This window comes from Inquilinus sp. OTU3971 (assembly GCF_038440215.1).
In genome coordinates, this window is the sequence record NZ_JASATH010000002.1 from 66,818 (window position 1) to 84,264 (window position 17,447).

Sequence of the window (17,447 nt, forward strand, 5' to 3'; positions counted from 1 at the left end):
ACCATGAGCGACGTCGAGATCGAGCGCCGGGCCCACCCCAGGGCCCGGCTGGGCTTCGTCGACGACATGGTCGTCGAGCGAGGCTCCAAGGCCGACTGGGAGCTGCTGGAGCACCTGCACTACAAGGCGGAGGGGCTGCCGGCGGCGCCGCGCTTCTGGCGCCTGGCGCTCGATGGCGACACCGTCGGCGTGATCGTCACCGCGAGCCCGAAGCCGCTGCTGAAGGAGCGGCACGTGCTGTTCCCGAAGCTGAAGCCCGACGGCGACGAGACCAAGATCACAAACGTCCACCGGTTCAAGCTCCTGAACGACCATTTCAGGGTCATCGCCCGGATGGTGGTCGACACGCTCTACCGCGGCACCGGCGCCAGCTACCGCTTCCAGAACCTGGCCAGCCGCATGGAGGGCGCGCGGTTCGTCGAGATCCAGTCCTCGATGTCGAAGTTCAACCCCTTCGCGCTGAAGGCAGGATTCCGCTTCGCCCCGGTCGCCAACTCCAACAAGTTCGACCAGGGCCTGCGGTTCTTCCGCCAGACCTTCGCCGCGGCGCCGGCGGACCATGAAGCGATCGTCGCCGAGATCGAGGCGATGAGCCCGCGGCTCCGGGAGCGCACGCTCGAGGACGTCCGGACCTTCTACTACCGCCATTCGGCCCTGGAGAAGACTGGGAGCAACCGGGGCAAGGGCCGCGGCCGGGTCGACGAGATGACGCCGGCGGAGCTCGTCAAGAACCTGCAGCAGATGGTGCTGGCGAGCCCGGCCTACGGCGTCTTCAAGAACCCGGATGCGGGCCGGGCGCTGCCCGCACAGCTGCCCATCCGGGCGTTCGCGACCCAGGGGCTCAGCGACGCACTCGACGATGCATGGATGCGCCCAGGTGACGCTCCCTGCGCGACTGACGACACATCCTCCGGGAGACCCTGATGAGCGAAGACGTTCGACTGACCGAGAAGCAGATCGAGATCATTGGCCTGGTGATGAAGGGCAACGATGACGACGACTTCCTCGACATGGACGAGCTGCTGAGCCGGCTGACCTACGAGTGTTCCAAGCAGGCGGTGCAGTGCTCGATCCGGATCCTGGAGAAGCACGGGGTGGTGGAGCGGAAGGGAAGGGTGAAGCGCCGCGGCCAGAGCCGGGTCATCATCGCGCCGACGCTGAAGGCATTCGAGCTGATGCGGGCTCACCACGGGGCCGGGACCACTGAAATTGCTCCCTAGCCCAAAATAGGCTGCGCGATCCCAAAAATTTTCTCTTATAATAAAGATGCCTCTGAAGAGACCTATATAATACTAAGTAATATACTATACTTATATAACACTTAACTCTTTATTACTAATTTTTGCGAAAATCACCTCGCGGGAATGTGATTTAGGCTGAGCTCCGCGGCTCCGACCCCGTCGCAGCACTTCCGGGAGAGGAGACCGCGGACCCGTTCCGCGGCTCTGGTGAAGTAAGTCAGTGATGACTGTTGACACAGATGTCAGAGATGGCTCATCATAATGTCACGGCACGTTCTCATGCCGTGACAGTCTCCTGTCCTTTCTCTCCCTTCGTTGCACAGGGGCGCCGGCGTTGGGCGCCCCTTTTTCTTGGTCCGGTGATGTCATGAGTGCTGAAGAATCGATGTCAGAGGAGCTGATCGAGGAGGCCGCGGCGGAAGCCGAGGCTGCCGAGTCCGCGCCTGCTGACACCAAGCGCATGACCGAGGCGGATTGGGAGGAGGCCTCGGTCCTCTACGAGCAGGGCACCATCACCCTCGACGACCTGGCCAAGCGCTTCAGCGTCAGCAAGGGGGCGCTGTCGAAGGGATTCAAGAAGCGCGGCGTCGAACGCGGCTCGAAGTCCAAGATCATCCGCAAGGAGATCGAGGAGGCGGTCGCGAAGGAGGCCGCGGAGCGCGCCGAGCGGGCGGCTGAGCTCCTCCGGACCCGGTCCGAGGAGACCAAGGAGTTCCACTACAAGGCCGACGACACCCTGTCGAAGCTGACCCTCAGCGTCCTCGTCAAGGCGCAGAAGGAGGGCCGGGCGCTCGCCACCTGCAAGGGCGATCTGCTGTCGCTCCGGATCGCCTCCCAGATCCTGACCAAGGTCCGCGAGGACCGCTACACGCTGCTCGGCCTCGACCAGAACGCCGACGCCGGCGACGAGCTGCCGGATCTCGAGGTCCGCGAGCTGTCCCAGGACGACATCGACCAGCTCAACGAGCGCCAGCGCCAGCTCGCCGAAGACGACGAGTTCGAGGCGCTCGACATGGAAGAGACCCTCGCCGAGGCCGACGCTCTCATCGCCGGCGAGGACGATGTCTGACCCCTTCGCCGCTCGCCCCAAGCTCCTGCTGCACAAGGGCCAGCTCGCGGTTCTGAAGGACCGCGCGCGCATGAAGGTCGTCGTGGCCGGCCGCCGCTGGGGCAAGTCGATGATGGCCCGGACTGCGATGATCAAGGCCGCGGCCGCCCGGCGGAAGATGCGCGTCTACTACGTCGCGCCGACCTACCGCATGGCCAAGCAGATCATGTGGCAGGAGCTGCTCGACAGCATCCCGCGGAAGTGGGTGAAGAGCATCCACCGGACCGACCTGGTCATCTGGCTCAGGAACGGCTCGTTCATCAAGCTCTGCGGCGCCGACAACCCGGACACGCTGCGCGGCATCGCGATCGACTACCTGGTGCTCGACGAGTTCCAGGACATGCACGAGGACGTCTGGCTGAAGGTGCTCCGGCCGACGCTGGTGTCGACCGGCGGCTCGGCGCTGTTCATCGGCACGCCGAAGGCCTTCAACCTGCTCTACGAGCTCTACATGAAGGGCCAGAAGCCGGACCTGCAGCGCCGCGGCCAGTGGCGCAGCTGGCAGTATCCGACGATCACCTCGCCCTTCATCCCGGCGGCCGAAATCGAGGCGGCCCGGGCCGACATGGACGAAAAGAGCTTCAAGCAGGAGTTCCTCGCCTCCTTCGAGGCCATGTCGGGCCGCGTCTACCACGCCTTCGACCGCAAGGTTCACCTCGGCGACCACCCGTTCAACCCGCTGCTGCCGATCTGGGTCGGGCAGGACTTCAACATCGACCCGATGTCGAGCGTGATCCTGCAGCCGCAGCCGGACGGCACGGTCTGGGCGGTCGACGAGATCATCATGTTCAACTCCAACACCGAAGAGCTGGCCGAGGAGCTGTCCAAGCGCTACTGGCGCCAGCTCGGCCAGGTCCACATCTTCCCGGACCCCGCCGGCGCCAACCGCAGCGCCTCGCGCGGCGAGTCCGACCTCGACATCCTTCGCCAGGCCGGCTTCGGCAAGATCTTCTACCGGAAGAAGCACCCGCCCGTCGCCGACCGCATCAACGCCGTGAACCGCCTGCTGCGCACGGCTGACGGCACGGTCCGGCTCCGGATCGACCGCCGCTGCAAGCACCTGATCGATGCCCTCGAGCAGGTGATCTACAAGAAGGGCACCCGCGTCGTCGACAAGTCCGCCGGGCTCGAACACCCGGCCGACGCGCTGGGCTACCCGATCGAGCTTCGCTTCCCGGTGCGCGAGGTGAAGATCCTCGGCGTGTCCATTTGATCGTGACAGTAAGTCAGCGCTGACTTATAATCTTGCGCCTTCATCCGAGGACCCAATGGAAATCGATCTGACCAACCAGAAGGAGCTGAAGGCCTTCCTCGAGCGCCGGCATCCCGAGTATGCCTGCAACCTCGCCCATTGGAATTTCCTGGATTCGACCTATCGCGGCGGTCGGGAGTGGTTCCTCGAAGGCAACATCTTCAGCTACTTCAAGGAAGGCGACAAGGAATACGCCGACCGGGTGGAGCGGGCCTATCGGTTCAACCACACCCGCGAGATCGTCGACCTCGTCAACAAGCACATCTTCAAGGGCGAGATCATCCGGAACACCGAGGACGCCTCGGAGCCGGTGAAGCGCTTCTGGAAGAGGGCGACCCGCAAGGGCCAGCCGATCGACACCCTGATGCGCGAGTCGTCCAAGGTCTCCTCGACCCTCGGCATGAACTTCGTCGTGGTCGACAGCACGAACCGGGGCGGGATCATCAGTGTCGCCGACGAGAAGCGGCTCAAGGTCAAGACCTACGGCTACATCGTCCGGCCTCAGAACGTGCTCGACATCGGCTTCGATGAAGAGGGCGAGCTGCTCTGGATCCTGATCTACGAGGTCGTCCGCGACGACAAGGACCCGATCAAGGCCTCCGGCGCCGAACGCGGCCGCTTCCGTCTGTGGACCCGCGACGAGTGGTTCCTCTTCCGCTTGGTGCGCAAGGGCAACCGCAAGATTGTCGAGCTGGAAGGGCAAGGCGTCACCGGCCTCGGCGTCGTGCCGGTGATCCCGGTGCCGCACATCGAGCAGGACACGCCCTACACCGCGCCGGCGCTGATCGGCGACATCGCCTATCTCGACCGGGCCGTCGCCAACTACCTGTCGAACCTCGATGTCATCATCCAGGACCAGACCTTCTCGCAGCTGGCCCTGCCAGCCCAGTCGGTGCTGCCCGGTGGGGACGGTGAGGAGCAGATCCTGGAGATGAGCACCAAGCGGTCGTTCACCTACGACGCCAGCTCGCCAGGCCACAAGCCCGAGTTCATCGCGCCCGACCCCAAGCAGGCCGGCGTCATCATCTCGACCGTCAACAAGGTCATCGCCGAGATCTACCACTCCGTCGGCATGGCCGGCGAGCGCACCAAGCAGGACAACGCCGCCGGCATCGACAACTCCTCCGGCGTCGCCAAGGCCTACGACTTCGAGCGGCTGAACTCGCTCCTGGTCAGCAAGGCCGACGCTCTCGACACGGTCGAGAACAAGATCGTCGAGCTGGTCGAGCGCTGGCATGGCATCTACGACGAGAAGGCTGATCGGCAGGACCTGGTCAAGTATCCGGACAGCTATGACGTCCGCAGCCTCTACGACGAGTTCGAGGTCGCCCAGCGCCTGACGCTGATCTCGGCTCCCGACGAGATCCGGCGCGAGCAGATGCGGATCCTGGCCTTCAAGCTGTGGCCTCGGATGCCGGCGGCGCTCAAGGCGAAGATCGAGACCGCCCTGAAGGACTGGCCGCCCGACCCGGCCGAGCTGATGCCGACGCCGAGCCCGTCGGCGCTCCTCGACAACGGCGAAAGCAAGCAGGGCCAGAACAACAAGGACGCCAAGGGCGACAAAACTGCGGCGGCTGGGAAGGCCGGCGCGAAGAAGGGCGGCAAGGCCGCCTGATCCATCGGCCTTCTCGGGCCACAACTGCGAGGTAGACCAACGTGTTGAAGCTTCTGAATGGCGTCTCGGCCTATGCCCTGCTCCTGGATAAGGAAGGTGAGGGCGCCGGAGGCGGCGGCGATCCGGCGGCGGACGCCGGCAAGGACAAGAAGCTCGAGGGCGGCGATCCGGCGGCGGACGCCGGCGGTGGCAATGGTGGCGACGACGCCAACGCGGCCGAGCTGCTGCGCCTGAAGAACGCGGCGACCGCCGCCCAGACCGCGCTCGACCAGGCCAACGCCCGGCTGAAGGACTTCGAGGGTCTCGACCCGAAGGAGATCCGCTCCCTGATCGCGGCGCAGAAGAAGGCCGAGGAGGACGCGCTCGCGGCCAAGGGCGACTTCGAGACCCTGAAGACCCGCATGGCGGACGAGCACAGCCGCGAGCTCGGCGTCGCGAACGGCCGGGTGAAGGATCTCGAGGACCGGATCGCCGGCCTGACCTCGACGATCGAGAACCTGACGGTCGGCACCGCCTTCAACGACAGCGAATACATCAAGGCGGAGCTCCTGCTGACGCCGGCGAAGTCGCGGGTGGTCTACGGGCCGCATTTCGACATCGTCGACGGCAAGATGGTCGGCTACGACAGGCCGCGCGGCGAGGTCGGACGGGCGGCGATGGTCGACGCGCGCGGCAATCCGCTGCCGTTCGAGGAGGCGCTCAAGCGCCTGGTCGAGGCCGATCCCGACCGCGACCATCTCCTGAAGTCGAAGCTCAAGCCTGGCGCGGCCAGCACGACCCAGGACAAGACCACCAAGACGGTCGAGAGCACCAACGAGCTGTCGGGCATGTCGCGGATCGCCGCGGCCCTGTCCAAGGGCGGCCTGAAGCGCAAGTAAGGGTCTGGGCAGGCGAAGGTGGCGTCCGTGTCACTTTCGCCTTGATTAGTAAGTCATCACTGACTTATCATTATGTCCGCAAACCAATCCCATATGGAGCGATCCCGAGATGCCGCTGCTTCGTGCTGAGGCTGAAAAGCTCTCGAATAACCAGCTCGAGGCTGGTGTCATCGAGGAAATCATCGAGAAGGACGAGCTGTTCGCCCTTCTGCCGTTCATGCATGTCGTGGGCAAGGCCTACGTCTACAACCGCGAGAAGACCCTGAGCGAGGGCGATTTCATCGACGTCAACGAGGACGTGCCGGAAGGCGCGGCCACCTTCGACGAGGTGATCTCCCGCCTGGCGCGTCTGGCCGGCGACGTGGACGTCGACAAGTTCCTGAACGAGACCATGGACGACAGCAACGACCAGCTGGCGATCCAGATCGCGTCCAAGGCCAAGGGCCTGGGCCGCGCGTTCCGGCGCACCCTGGTCAACGGCGACCGCACCGTGAACGCCAAGGCCTTCGACGGCGTGCGTGTGCTGACCGCGGCCGACCAGACCCTGATCGCCGGCGACAACGGCGGGGCCGTGGCCCTGTCCGCCCTGGACGAGCTGCTGGATGCCGTGCCGAACGGCGCCGACGCGATCATGATGCGCAAGGGCACCTGGCGCGGCGTGCGCGGCCTGCTGCGGGCCTTCGGCGGCAACGACGCCGTCATGATGCAGCTGGAGAACTTCGGGAAGCCGGTGCCGAGCTACAACGGCACGCCGGTCATCCTGAATGACTTCCTGCCGGCCAACGAGGTCCAGGGCACCGCGAACGAGACCACCTCGATCTACGCGATGCGCCTGAACGAGGCCGACGGCCTGCACGGCATCTACGGCGGCCGCAGCGCCGGCATCATCGTCGAGGACATCGGCACCGTCCAGACCCGCGACGCCACCCGGACCCGTCTGAAGTGGTATTGCGGCCTGGCGCTGAAGAGCACCAAGTCGATGGCCCGGCTGCGCGGCATCACCAACCTGTAACCGAGTTGGTAAGTCAGCAGTGACTTATGAAGGTGGGGGCGGGCAATCCGCCCCCATTCTTTTTGCAGGACAGGTCATGAAGCGCGTTCCGATCGAGATCTACTCCACCACTACCTGCCCGCATTGCGTCCGGGCGAAGAAGCTCCTCGAGGGGAAGGGGATCCCCTTCGTCGAGTTCAACCTGACCGAGCAGCCGTTCCGCCGCGCCGAGTTCACGGTGCGCACCCTCGGCGCCAAGACCGTCCCCCAGATTTTCATCAACGACGAGCTGGTCGGCGGGGCCGACGACCTGGTCCGGCTGAACGCCTCTGGCGAGCTCGACCGCCTTCTCAAGGAGTGACCATGCGCATCCGGATCATCGAACGCGGCTTCGAGGCCTACACCGGCCCGCTCGGGCTGATCGAGTTCAAGGACGGCCTGTCCGTGCGTGACGATCTCGACCTGGGCGAGGTCAACCGGCTGGCCGCGGCGATGCGCATCGAGCGTGAGGACGGCAAGCAGGCCGGGCAGGGCGCGGCGCTGGTCGAGGCTCACCGGAGCGCGGTCGTGGAGTCGGTGGCGGCGCTCCCGCGCGACACCAAGAAGGACGAGCAGCCGCCGGCCGACCCCAATGCCAGCAAGGCCCCGGCGGCGCCGGCGGAGATCTACACCCGCGAGCAGCTCGGCGAGCTCGCCGACAAGGACGGCATGAAGTCGCTGCGCGAGGTGGCCGCCGGCTACGGCGTGAAGAGCAAGTCGGTGGCGGGCCTGATCGACGCCATCATCGACGCCCAGGACCGCCGGCGCGGGGTGAAGTAAGCCGCCATGCAGCGCGTCCTCGCAGACACGTCGGTCAAGGTCGCGGTCTCCCTGGTAGGGGAGGCCGGTCCGCTGGTGCCGATGGCGATCCGGTTCCGCCTGGCCGACGAGAGCGGCGCCGTGATCTATCCGGAGGTCGCGATCGGCGACCCCGGCCCGGGCGTCGGCTTCGAGATCCTGACCGACGTCGACAGCGAGCGGGTGATCTTCACGATCCCGGCCCCGGCCCACCAGTTGGCCGGCAAGCTCAACTCGCTGCGCGTGCTGACGGTGCTGGTGGCGACGGCCGAGGGCACGACCAGGCTGGTCGAGCGCTACGTGGTGACCAAGGAGGCGATCCTCGAGCCGCTGAAGAACAGCGTCCAGACATACGACGAGGCCGTGCTCCTGTCGCTTTCCATGCCGGGCATGATCGGCTGGGAGGCAGCGAACGACACCGAGCGCCAGAGCGCGCTGATCGCGGCCTTCGTCCGCCTGGCCCAGCTGAAGTATCGGGTGCGCGACCGCTTCATCAACGGCATCGACGTCCAGCGCCGGCTCGCGCTGGAGCCGGGCAGCTCCTACAACATCGACCGCCTCGAGCTCCTCACCGCCGACGAGTGGAGCCGGCTGTCCGGCCGCTTCAAGGAGAGTCTCGCCCGGGCCCAGATCGCCGAGGCCGACGTCATCCTCGGCGGCGACGAAATCGGCAGCCAGCGCCAGGCCGGACTGTTCTCGCATTCGATCGGCGAGGCCAAATACATGTTCCGGTCGGAGAAGCCGCTGTCGCTGCCGGTCTCCGAGCAGGCAGTGCGTCACCTGCGCGGCTTCGTCCGCTGGTCCGTCACGATCGGCCGCGCATGATCCCCGCGCTGATCCACTCGGCGCCCGACAGGGCAGGGGAGCGCTACCTGGCGCTCCTCGCCAGCTTCCGGGGCGTGCTGCAGGCCTCGGTCCAGTCCGACCACCCGTTCGAGCTCCGCGCCGTCGAGAGCGCCCGAGCCGGCCTCTATGGCGTCGCCCGGACCTATCTCGCGACCGAGCGGGCGCTGCTCGACACCGCCGGCCACGACATCGCGCAGGGAGCGCTCATAGACGGGCTCCGCGATATCGGGGTGAGCGAGACAGCGCGCGATGTGCCCGCGCGTGTCAGCGCCCACCTGAGCGCGTCGGGCGAGCATCTGCTGCGCGAAGTCTCGACCCAGATCGAGCGCGACGTGACGAATGTCGAGCGGGTCCTGCGCACGGTCGCGCTCGACGTCGATCTCCGCGCCCGCAGCCAGGGCATCTCCGACCGGGCCGCGCTGATCCAGGTGCGGGCGAACCCGCCGCCGGAGATGCGCTTCTACTTCAGCGACCGGCTGTCCCGCAAATGGCCGAGCCAGAAGTTCGTCCGGACCGCCTGGCGCCAGCATCTGCTGCATGCCTACAACGAGACCTACCTCCTGACGCTGGCCGACCACGGCTTCACTGAGGCCGAGGTCCGGCACCCGGACAGCAAGCACCACTTCGACCGCCTCCGCTTCTCGATCTACCCCGGCGGCAAGCTCCCGTCCTACGCCGAGATCCGCGAGGAGGCCTTCCACCCGAACAGCGAAGCCGTCGTGCGCCTGGCCGGCGCCGGCGAATAGGAGGTCGCGCGTGCTCTTCATCCCGAACGCCACCTGCTCAGTGACCCGGCCTGGCGGCTATGACCGCTACGGCCAGGCGCTGCCAGGCAAGAAGACGACGAGCGTCCGCTGTGCCTATGTGAAGGTCGAGCCGCGCTCCATGAAGACGACGGTGCGCGCCGATTCCAGCGCCTCCCGGGCCAATGCGCGCGAGGTGGTGATCGAGGTCAAGGTGCTGTTCCATCCGGCCTTCGAGCCGAAGCTGGACGACCTGGTCGAGGTCACGATCCGCGGCACCACGACGACGCTGAAGCTGCGCGCCGAGATGGTGTTCCCTCGGACGACCGTCTCCGGCCGGCTGCACCATTACGAGGTCGACTGCTCGGCCGTGGCGGAGATCCCGGCATGACCAAGGTGACGGGCATCGCCGGCGTGCTCCTCGAGATGAAGCGGATCGGCGAGCGGACCAACAAGGCGGCCCTGCGGCAGCTGCGCCGGGAAGCGCAGATCATCGCCGAGATCAGCCAGGAGCAGTCTCCCGTGCTCGAGGGCAACCTCGAGATGTCGCACCAGATCGTCGAGACCATCGGCGACGGCCGGCGCGTCGAGATCGCGATCGAGGTCGGCGGCGAGGTCAACGGGGTCGATGTCAACGGTTACCTCGATTTCATCCATGAGGCCGTCTACCGCCTCGGCCCGAAATCGATGGAGAAGCAGGGCCGCGTCAAGCGGTTGGTCGGCCGCAAGTTCCTCGAGCGCGCCCGGGATGAGCGCGAGGACAAGATCGCCGGCGCGATCGAGGCGGAAATCCAGAAGGTGCTGTGATGGAACTGGAAGCTCTCGTGCCGCGGCTGGTGGCCGCCGGCGTGCCCGATGCGTCGATTTTCGTCTACGCGATGCCGCTGTCGGTGACCAACGGCGTGCTGCTGCTCAACGGCGTCGGCAATGTCGTGCCGATCGACCCCGAGCTGCCCGGCTACTTCCGCGGCACCTTCCAGGTGATCGTGCGCTGCCTCCGCTACCAGGAGGGCAAGGCTCTGATGGACCGGATCCTGCCGGCGCTCACCGTCGAGGGCGACGCGGGATCGCCCGTCGCCGGCTACCAGGTGAACTACATCCGGCCCCGGCACAAGCCGATCGTCTACCCCCGGTCGGACGCGGATGTGCTGGAATTGTCAGTCAGCACTGACTATAATGTTGTCCTGCTTTGACCGCTACCAAACCGAGATAGGAGCGCCGACGTGCCTTCGGATACCAAGAACGTCAAGCTCGGCGTCTGCAATGTGACCTTTGGTGCGACCGATCTCGGCTACACCAAGGGCGGCGTTGAAGTTGCCGTCGCGACCGAAACCCACAAGGTGAATGTCGACCAGTTCGGCAACACCACCATCAACGAATACATCCTGGGTCGCGAGGTCACCGTGACCGTGCCGCTGGCCGAGACCACGCTGGAGAACCTGGTCGCGACCATGCCGGGTGCGACGCTGGTCCAGAGCGGGACGACCCCGACCAAGAAGAAGGTCTCGATCACCACCGGCGTCGGCATCTCGCTGCTCGACCTGGCGCAGAAGCTGGTGCTGCACCCGACGGCGAACCTGCCCGCCAACAAGACCGACGACTTCACGGTGCCGAAGGCGATGACCGCCGGCCAGATCACCTTCGCCTACAAGAAGGACGAGGAGCGGATCTACAACGTCGTCTTCACCGGTTATCCGGATCCCGCGACCGGCATTGTCGCCATCGTCGGCGACGAGTCCGCCACCACGGCCTAACCATGCCCGGGCCGATGAGTCATCACTGACTTATCGTCTCCCTCTCCTCATCCCCCGCCCCAATTGCGAGCAGACCGAATGGCTTCCCAGACCTTCCTTGATCTCGATGAAGTGCCGACGGCCACGCCGGAGAAGGTGCTCAAGCTCAAGGGCGTGTCGCATCCGATGAAGGTGCTGACCGTCGGCGAGTTCATCGACCAGGCCAAGCTGACGCGCGAGATCAAGAAGGACGCCGCCGGCACGTTCGAGTTCCTGGTCGAGGCCGTGGCGACGTCGTTCCCGTCGCTCGGCGTCGAGGGCGCCCGCAAGCTCACCATGCCGCAGCTGAACGCCATTCTGGGCTTCGTGCGCGATGGCGACGACGACGGGGCCGCCGAGGGAAACGCGGAGGCGGAGAAGGCGGCGTAACAGAGATCGACTTCGGTCTCGTCTTCTCCGCAGTCATGCGTGAATACGGGCTCGGCTATTGGGAACTCCTCCAAGTTCCCATCCGCGCCTTCTGGCTCCTCGCCCGCAACATCAACCGACTGAAGGCGCAGGACGACATGCGCAGTCTGCGCGTTCTGGTCGCCCCGCAAATCAAAGACGGCGTGAGTTCTCTGAGCGAGTCGCTGGTTCTGGAGATCGACCAGATCGGCGAGAGCACCAGCGAGGACACGTCCGAACTCGACCGTGAGGGCCTGCACGCCCTGAAGGCTTTTCTCTGATGTGAGGCATCGTGGCCACTGCTGGACAAATTCGGGTCGAACTGGAGCTGGATGACGGGCGCTTCACCCAGCGCATCGTCCGCGCCGGCTCGACCGTCCAACAGTTCGAGCGTCAGCTCAAGGGCACGATCGTCGGTGTCGACCGCATCGACAACCAGTTCAAGGGCTTCGGCCAGACCGCCCGCGACGTCACCCTGACCCTCGGCCTGGCCGGCTACGCGATTCAGAACATCCACGCCATCACCACCGGCTGGATGTATGGGATCGTCAAGGCCAACGCCGAAATCGAGCGGATGACCTTCCTCCTGAAGGGCATGTCGGAGCAGAACTCCGAAGCCGCTCAGGAGCTGGAAGCCAAGAACCAGCTCGGCTGGATCTTCGACACGGCGCGCGAGGCGCCCTTCGCCGTCGCCTCGATCACCGACAGCTTCGTCAAGATGAAGTCCGTCGGCATCGACCCGATGGACGGCAGCATGAACTCGCTGCTCGACGCCGTCGCGGCGTTCGGCGGCTCCGATCAGCAGTTCCAGCGCGCCTCGCTCGCCATCCAGCAGATGGGCGGCAAGGGCGTCATCAGCATGGAAGAGCTGCGGCAGCAGCTCGGCGAGGCCGTGCCCAACGCCGTCGCCCTGATGGCGCGCAGCGCGGGCATGAGCTACGGCGCGTTCGTCAAGCTCGTCTCCAAGGGCGCCGTCGAGGCCGAGGATGCGCTGACCCGCATGTTCGGCGAGTTCGACCGCGTCTATGGCGGCCGCGCCCAGGCGATGATGGGCACCTGGAACGGTCTCGTCGCCCAGGCGTCGACGAACTGGACCCAGCTTCTCACCTCGACGGAAGAAGGTGGCTTCTTCACCGAGGCCAAGACCCAGCTGCAGGCGATCGTCGACCTGCTGCGCACGCCGGACGCCAAGGCCTTCATGGTCGATCTCGGCTCCGGGCTGACGCAGGTGCTGCAGGCCGGCCGCGGCGTCGTCGACTTCTTCCTTGAGTGGCGGGGCGCGATCGTCACCGCCGGCGAGGCATTCCTCCTCTACTTCGCGGTCAGCCGGTCGATCCAGGTCTTCCGCAGCATCGGCACGGCGATTGAGGGTGTCCGGTCCGGCTTCGTGGCCTTCGGCATGTCCATGCAGATCATGCGCGGCCAGATGGCGGCAATGCAGGGCCAGGCGGTGACGGCTGCCGGCGCCGTCACGACCGTGGGCACCGCGACCGCATCCGCGACCACCGTCATGGGGCGGGCGGCGATGGCCGCCGGCGTGCTTGGCCGCGGCATCGCGCTGCTGGCCGGCCCGATCGGCGCGGTGGCGGCGCTGCTGTGGACGCTGTCGGACCAGCTCGACCTGTTCGGCGCCAAGGCGGAGCGCATCCGCAACATCGCCGACAAGGGCAGCCTGTTCATCTCCGAGGTCCAGCTCAACGAGGCGAAGGATCGCCTGAACGAGCTGTGGACCCAGAGGGAAGATCTCGCCGCGAAGCAGGAGGCGCTGGAGAAGCGCGTCCCGATGACCCGGTGGGAGCAGACCTACTACAAGGAGACGCAGCTCCCCGCGGTCAAGAAGGAGCGCGAGGCGGTCGAGGCCGAGTTCAACAAGCTCAACGCCGCCTATCTGAAGTCGGTCGACGTCTTCCGGAAGAACGAGATCGCGGAGGCCGCCTCGGGCCAGCTGCGGTCGCTCGACGCTGACCTGGCCAAGACCAGCGGCGCCTATTCCGAGCGGATGAATGCGCTCGACGACGCCTACAAGGCCGATCTGCAGAAGGCGGGCGACAACGAGGCCGAGAAGGACCGGGTCGAGAAGCAGTATCAAGACCAGCGCATCTCGGAGATCTCGGACTTCTACAAGCAGCAGGAAGCGATCGTCGCAGCGATGATCGCCAGCTACAGCGCGCAGCAGGCGACCGCGATCGGCCAGGATGCCGCGGTCATCGAGGTCGTCCTGGGCCGCCTGAACGAGCAGCTCCAGCAGATCCGGCAGCAGGCGGCGGGGCAGATAGCGCTGGCCGGCAAGCCGCTGGTCACGGTGATCCCGCCGGGCGGCGGCGGTGGCAAGAGCAAGTCGCCCTTCGAGAGCGAGACCGAGCGGCTCAACCAGCGCCTGGCGGAGGCCAACTACCTCCTGCAGGGCATGGACAAGAACGCGGCCAGGCTGCGGTCGCGGTTCGATGCCGGCCTGCTGGGCAAGATCTCCGAGGAGCAGCTCCAGGGGCTGATCGACAAGGCCAACGAGCTCGACGAGGTCGAGGACCACGTCAAGCAGGTCACGAGCGCGATCGACAAGCTGAAGAACACCGTCCGCGAGCTCAATCGGGAAGGTGAGGGGCAGCGCATTCGGCTGCTGCAGGGCCTCGACAACGAAATCGATCCGAAGGGCCTAGCTCAGTTCCGGACCGAGATGAACCAGCTGGTGGCGGATGCCGGCGAGTTCGGCGCCGGCACCTCAGAGCAGATTGACCAGGCCAGGAACAACGTCAAGCAGTGGATCAACAACTACGTCCGTGATTGGGCGATCGGCGCCGACGCGGCCACGCGGGAGATCGAGGACTCGCTCCTGACCGAGGACGAGCTCCGCGAGAAGAACTACCAGCGCGAGGTCGACCGGATCAACCGGCTGCTCCAGCTGCAGACGCTCAACTCCGATGAGCGCGTGGTCCTGGAGCAGAAGACCGCGGCCTATCTGGACGCCCTGCGGCGGAAGAAGGAGCGCGACGACGAAGGCGCGGTCGGCGATCTGCTGCGCAAGTGGTCCGACGCGACCAGCCAGATGAAGGACGCCCAGGCCGATTGGCTCCAGAGCGGCGTCGACGAGCTGACCGACTACGTCACGACCGGCGAAGCGAATTTCGAGGACTTCGCCAACAGCATCATCAAGGACATCCTCCGGATCGCCCTGCAGGCCTCGATCGCGAAGGCGCTGGGGGAGAACATCGCGGGCGGCGGCAGCAGCAGCGGCGGCGGGTTCCTCGACGACATCATCGGCGGGATCGGCGACGCCTTGGGTGGCGCCTTCAACTGGGCGTTCGGCTCGACCGGGTCGACCGCCTCGACCGGCACCATCGACGTCAAGCCGCTGGCGCCGATCGCCAAGAACCACACCGGCGGCATCGTCGGCGCCGAGAACATGTTCTCGCTCGACGACATCCTGAAGTCGAACGAGGTCCACGCCATCCTCGAGAAGGGCGAGGGCGTGTTCACGGCCGAGCAGATGAAGGCGCTGGGCCCGGCCGGCGGCACTGCGATCAACGTCGACGCCAGCGGGATGCTGTCGGGCCTGTCACAGGAGATGAAGTTCCTGCGCGAGGCCTATGAGGGCATGGCCTCTGCCGCCGTCCTGCAGCCGCTCGCGTCGGTCGACCTCGATGCGATGTCGCAGGGCGCGGGCCAGCTCCAGAACGCGGGCTGGACCGGCTACCGCGCCGGCGACATGGCCGGCTACGGCGGCCGTCCGGCCTACACCAACGAGCAGCTGAGCGGGGCGAACGCTGGCGGCGCCGGCCAGGGCAATGTGCAGGTCAACATCATCAACCAGAGCGGCACCCAGCTCGAGGCTGAGCAGCAGGGCAGCCGCTTCGACGGCGAGTCCATGATCCTCGATGTCGTGGTGCGCGCGGCCGCCCGCCCGGGCCCGTTCCGGGACAGTCTGAGGAACCTGAAGTGACCTCAGACGCAGTGCCCGCGGTAGCGAATGTCGACCACGTCGCCGAGAAGGCCCTTGGTCTGCACGGTGGTGTGCCGCTCGTCGATCACGTAGCCGCGGGCGCACATGCCGTTGTTGTCGAGGTAGGTCTTCAGCCAGCCCATCCGGATCTCTTCGGAGCTCGGGCTGTCGACCGGATAGGCCGCGTCGGCGGTCACGCTGAAGTTGAACCGCGAGGCGTCCATTGCCTCAAAGCGGGACGCCTCCGTTCGATGGGCGCAGGCCCCGGCCGCAAGCAGCGCGGCCAGGCAGATCAGCATTCTCATGACACCCCCAGGTTGATTTTCCCAGTCGATCATAGCGTCGCCGCCGCGGCGCTCGACCCCTTTCCAATGCGAGCGCCCTGATGCCCGTCTTTCCCACGCTGAGCAAGAAGCCCGACGCCAAGACCTATAAGGAGAGCGCCGAGGACCAAGGCATGGGCTCCGACATGGAGGGCGGCTACCGGGTCACTCGGCCGCGCCACACGCGCAAGCCGCGGCGCACCTTCTCGTTTCAATACAGCGACCTGTCGCTGGCCGACAAGATCGCCCTCGACGACTTCATCGACCTGGTCAAGGGCACGTCGGACTCCTTCACCTGGACGAGACCCTACGACGCGAAGGTGTTCACGGTCCGCTTCATCGCGCCGCTCCCCGAGCTGGAGTGGGCGAACGCGCACAAGCTGACGAACGGCACCATGGCGTCGCGCTGGAACACCACTGAGATGAAGCTGGAGACCGTCTGATGGCGCGCCACCTGTCCGTCGCCACCGTGATCGAGAAGAACCGCATCGCCTCGTCGGTCGCGTTCGTCCCGCTGCTGACCATCAAGGTGAAGGACCCGGAGACGGGCAGCATCGTCGAGACTATTCGGCTCGCGGCCAACTCCGAAGACCTGGTCTTCCAGGGTGAGACCTATACGGCCGCCAGCTTCAAGTTCACCACCAAGTCGTCGACCGGTGAGGTGCCCGAGCTCGGCGTCACGATCCCGGACTACACCAAGATCATCCAGGCCCGCATGCAGGCCTATGGCGGCGGCATCGGCTTCGAGGTGGTCGCGACGATCGTCAACAGCGGCAACCTGGCCCAGCCGGCGGAGATCGAGGAGAACTTCGAGGTCATCGGCGCCGACGCCAGCGACTATGTGGTCTCGTTCAAGCTCGGCGCCGACAACTTCCTGATGCGCCGCTTCCCTTACCGCCGCATCTTCGGCGACCGGTGCCTGTGGCAGTATAAGGGCGCGCAGTGCCGCTACGCCGGCCCGCTGGGCACCTGCGACTTCACGCTGAATGGCCCCAATGGCTGCTCGGCGCACGCCAACAGCAACCGGTTCGGCGGCTTCCCCGGCATCAACTCCAACGCCTGATGGTGGAGCTCGACGTCGCGGGCTGGATCGGGACGCCCTTCGAGATCGGCGGCCGGGGTCCGGAGATCTTCGACTGCTACGGCTTCCTGATGCAGTGCTACAGGGAGCACCGCGGCATCGAGATCCCGGACTTCGTCTCGTCGGCGAACCACCACCGGGTCGGCCGGGCGATGGCGCGCAACATGCGCCTCTGGCGCCGGGTCGAGCGCCAGCCTGGCGTGGGCATCCTGCTGCGGTTGCACGACAGCACCGCCTGCCATGTCGGCTTCACGACGTCGAACTTCTGGTTTGCCCACACCTGGGAGGAATCCGGCGGCGTGGTGCGGGAGCGGATCGCGAACTGGCAGCGGCAGCAGAAGGTGGTCGGCTTCTTCGATTTTGTGGCCGCGCCCCTTGTGGATAGCGAACCGGCCTTGGTAGAATAGTCAGTCAT

General features: G+C 66.1%; 22 protein-coding genes. 21 read left to right on the top strand and 1 reads right to left on the bottom strand.

Annotated features, from left to right (window positions below):
• Positions 1-3 precede the first annotated feature (3 nt).
• The 18 genes from AAHM41_RS01045 to AAHM41_RS01130 all read left to right on the top strand — a co-directional run bounded on the left by AAHM41_RS01045 (position 4) and on the right by AAHM41_RS01130 (position 15,628).
• Positions 4-924, top strand: coding sequence for a hypothetical protein (locus AAHM41_RS01045; protein ID WP_342234637.1), 921 nt, complete (start codon positions 4-6; stop codon positions 922-924).
• A complete protein-coding gene (locus tag AAHM41_RS01050; RefSeq protein WP_342234638.1) occupies positions 924-1,220 on the top strand; it encodes a hypothetical protein in 297 nt (98 codons plus the stop codon). Before AAHM41_RS01045 ends, AAHM41_RS01050 begins: the two co-directional genes overlap by 1 nt.
• Positions 1,221-1,626: 406 nt before the next feature.
• The gene (locus tag AAHM41_RS01055) at positions 1,627-2,310 is read left to right on the top strand and encodes a hypothetical protein (RefSeq protein WP_342234639.1); all 684 of its coding nucleotides are present in this window, start codon (positions 1,627-1,629) and stop codon (positions 2,308-2,310) included.
• Complete coding sequence (locus AAHM41_RS01060; RefSeq protein ID WP_342234640.1) at positions 2,303-3,562, top strand: terminase large subunit domain-containing protein; 1,260 nt, start codon at positions 2,303-2,305, stop codon at positions 3,560-3,562. Before AAHM41_RS01055 ends, AAHM41_RS01060 begins: the two co-directional genes overlap by 8 nt.
• Before the next feature lie 55 nt (positions 3,563-3,617).
• Positions 3,618-5,216 carry a hypothetical protein gene (locus tag AAHM41_RS01065; protein WP_342234641.1) on the top strand — a complete coding sequence of 533 codons (1,599 nt, stop codon included), beginning with the start codon at positions 3,618-3,620 and terminating at the stop codon, positions 5,214-5,216.
• A 41-nt stretch (positions 5,217-5,257) separates the two neighbouring features.
• The gene (locus AAHM41_RS01070) at positions 5,258-6,094 is read left to right on the top strand and encodes a DUF6651 domain-containing protein (protein WP_342234642.1); all 837 of its coding nucleotides are present in this window, start codon (positions 5,258-5,260) and stop codon (positions 6,092-6,094) included.
• A 109-nt stretch (positions 6,095-6,203) separates the two neighbouring features.
• A complete protein-coding gene (locus AAHM41_RS01075; protein WP_342234643.1) occupies positions 6,204-7,106 on the top strand; it encodes a major capsid protein in 903 nt (300 codons plus the stop codon).
• Between the two features lie 76 nt (positions 7,107-7,182).
• The gene (grxC, locus tag AAHM41_RS01080; protein ID WP_342234644.1) at positions 7,183-7,446 is read left to right on the top strand and encodes a glutaredoxin 3; all 264 of its coding nucleotides are present in this window, start codon (positions 7,183-7,185) and stop codon (positions 7,444-7,446) included.
• Between the two features lie 2 nt (positions 7,447-7,448).
• Entirely contained in the window at positions 7,449-7,904 is a 456-nt protein-coding gene (locus AAHM41_RS01085; RefSeq protein ID WP_342234645.1) for a hypothetical protein, read from the top strand.
• 6 nt (positions 7,905-7,910) lie between these two features.
• A complete protein-coding gene (locus tag AAHM41_RS01090) occupies positions 7,911-8,747 on the top strand; it encodes a hypothetical protein (RefSeq protein WP_342234646.1) in 837 nt (278 codons plus the stop codon).
• Entirely contained in the window at positions 8,744-9,514 is a 771-nt protein-coding gene (locus tag AAHM41_RS01095; protein WP_342234647.1) for a hypothetical protein, read from the top strand. Before AAHM41_RS01090 ends, AAHM41_RS01095 begins: the two co-directional genes overlap by 4 nt.
• Positions 9,515-9,524: 10 nt before the next feature.
• Positions 9,525-9,902 carry a hypothetical protein gene (locus AAHM41_RS01100; RefSeq protein ID WP_342234648.1) on the top strand — a complete coding sequence of 126 codons (378 nt, stop codon included), beginning with the start codon at positions 9,525-9,527 and terminating at the stop codon, positions 9,900-9,902.
• Entirely contained in the window at positions 9,899-10,318 is a 420-nt protein-coding gene (locus AAHM41_RS01105; protein WP_342234649.1) for a hypothetical protein, read from the top strand. The genes AAHM41_RS01100 and AAHM41_RS01105 overlap by 4 nt, the downstream gene beginning before the upstream one ends.
• Positions 10,318-10,704, top strand: a complete 387-nt coding sequence (locus AAHM41_RS01110; RefSeq protein ID WP_342234650.1) for a hypothetical protein — start codon at positions 10,318-10,320, stop codon at positions 10,702-10,704. The genes AAHM41_RS01105 and AAHM41_RS01110 overlap by 1 nt, the downstream gene beginning before the upstream one ends.
• Before the next feature lie 30 nt (positions 10,705-10,734).
• Positions 10,735-11,265: a hypothetical protein gene (locus tag AAHM41_RS01115; protein ID WP_342234651.1), complete on the top strand. Its 531-nt coding sequence runs from the start codon at positions 10,735-10,737 to the stop codon at positions 11,263-11,265.
• A gap of 78 nt (positions 11,266-11,343) precedes the next feature.
• Positions 11,344-11,673 carry a hypothetical protein gene (locus tag AAHM41_RS01120; RefSeq protein WP_342234652.1) on the top strand — a complete coding sequence of 110 codons (330 nt, stop codon included), beginning with the start codon at positions 11,344-11,346 and terminating at the stop codon, positions 11,671-11,673.
• Between the two features lie 35 nt (positions 11,674-11,708).
• Entirely contained in the window at positions 11,709-11,972 is a 264-nt protein-coding gene (locus AAHM41_RS01125) for a hypothetical protein (RefSeq protein ID WP_342234653.1), read from the top strand.
• An 11-nt stretch (positions 11,973-11,983) separates the two neighbouring features.
• Positions 11,984-15,628 (top strand): tape measure protein, encoded by a 3,645-nt coding sequence (locus AAHM41_RS01130; protein WP_342234654.1) that lies wholly within the window; start codon positions 11,984-11,986, stop codon positions 15,626-15,628.
• 2 nt (positions 15,629-15,630) lie between these two features.
• Here the strand turns inward: AAHM41_RS01130 and AAHM41_RS01135 are convergent, their stop codons facing one another.
• Entirely contained in the window at positions 15,631-15,933 is a 303-nt protein-coding gene (locus AAHM41_RS01135; protein WP_342234655.1) for a hypothetical protein, read from the bottom strand.
• Between the two features lie 80 nt (positions 15,934-16,013).
• Here AAHM41_RS01135 and AAHM41_RS01140 point away from each other — a divergent pair, with 80 nt between their 5' ends.
• The 3 genes from AAHM41_RS01140 to AAHM41_RS01150 are packed head-to-tail and all read left to right on the top strand — an operon-like array spanning position 16,014 to position 17,439.
• Entirely contained in the window at positions 16,014-16,394 is a 381-nt protein-coding gene (locus AAHM41_RS01140) for a hypothetical protein (protein ID WP_342234656.1), read from the top strand.
• Entirely contained in the window at positions 16,394-17,014 is a 621-nt protein-coding gene (locus AAHM41_RS01145; RefSeq protein WP_342234657.1) for a hypothetical protein, read from the top strand. The genes AAHM41_RS01140 and AAHM41_RS01145 overlap by 1 nt, the downstream gene beginning before the upstream one ends.
• A complete protein-coding gene (locus AAHM41_RS01150) occupies positions 17,014-17,439 on the top strand; it encodes an NlpC/P60 family protein (RefSeq protein WP_342234658.1) in 426 nt (141 codons plus the stop codon). Before AAHM41_RS01145 ends, AAHM41_RS01150 begins: the two co-directional genes overlap by 1 nt.
• Positions 17,440-17,447 lie beyond the last annotated feature (8 nt).

Bases quoted from the DNA above. Each gene is read 5' to 3' on its own strand.
- AAHM41_RS01065 (WP_342234641.1), top strand. From the start codon at position 3,618: ATGGAAATCGATCTGACCAACCAGAAGGAGCTGAAGGCCTTCCTCGAG.
- AAHM41_RS01055 (WP_342234639.1), top strand. From the start codon at position 1,627: ATGTCAGAGGAGCTGATCGAGGAGGCCGCGGCGGAAGCCGAGGCTGCC.
- AAHM41_RS01090 (WP_342234646.1), top strand. From the start codon at position 7,911: ATGCAGCGCGTCCTCGCAGACACGTCGGTCAAGGTCGCGGTCTCCCTG.
- AAHM41_RS01150 (WP_342234658.1), top strand. From the start codon at position 17,014: ATGGTGGAGCTCGACGTCGCGGGCTGGATCGGGACGCCCTTCGAGATC.
- AAHM41_RS01085 (WP_342234645.1), top strand. From the start codon at position 7,449: ATGCGCATCCGGATCATCGAACGCGGCTTCGAGGCCTACACCGGCCCG.
- grxC (WP_342234644.1), top strand. From the start codon at position 7,183: ATGAAGCGCGTTCCGATCGAGATCTACTCCACCACTACCTGCCCGCAT.
- AAHM41_RS01110 (WP_342234650.1), top strand. From the start codon at position 10,318: ATGGAACTGGAAGCTCTCGTGCCGCGGCTGGTGGCCGCCGGCGTGCCC.
- AAHM41_RS01120 (WP_342234652.1), top strand. From the start codon at position 11,344: ATGGCTTCCCAGACCTTCCTTGATCTCGATGAAGTGCCGACGGCCACG.
- AAHM41_RS01075 (WP_342234643.1), top strand. From the start codon at position 6,204: ATGCCGCTGCTTCGTGCTGAGGCTGAAAAGCTCTCGAATAACCAGCTC.
- AAHM41_RS01140 (WP_342234656.1), top strand. From the start codon at position 16,014: ATGCCCGTCTTTCCCACGCTGAGCAAGAAGCCCGACGCCAAGACCTAT.
- AAHM41_RS01145 (WP_342234657.1), top strand. From the start codon at position 16,394: ATGGCGCGCCACCTGTCCGTCGCCACCGTGATCGAGAAGAACCGCATC.
- AAHM41_RS01125 (WP_342234653.1), top strand. From the start codon at position 11,709: ATGCGTGAATACGGGCTCGGCTATTGGGAACTCCTCCAAGTTCCCATC.
- AAHM41_RS01105 (WP_342234649.1), top strand. From the start codon at position 9,899: ATGACCAAGGTGACGGGCATCGCCGGCGTGCTCCTCGAGATGAAGCGG.
- AAHM41_RS01060 (WP_342234640.1), top strand. From the start codon at position 2,303: ATGTCTGACCCCTTCGCCGCTCGCCCCAAGCTCCTGCTGCACAAGGGC.
- AAHM41_RS01050 (WP_342234638.1), top strand. From the start codon at position 924: ATGAGCGAAGACGTTCGACTGACCGAGAAGCAGATCGAGATCATTGGC.
- AAHM41_RS01095 (WP_342234647.1), top strand. From the start codon at position 8,744: ATGATCCCCGCGCTGATCCACTCGGCGCCCGACAGGGCAGGGGAGCGC.
- AAHM41_RS01135 (WP_342234655.1), bottom strand. From the start codon at position 15,933: ATGAGAATGCTGATCTGCCTGGCCGCGCTGCTTGCGGCCGGGGCCTGC.
- AAHM41_RS01045 (WP_342234637.1), top strand. From the start codon at position 4: ATGAGCGACGTCGAGATCGAGCGCCGGGCCCACCCCAGGGCCCGGCTG.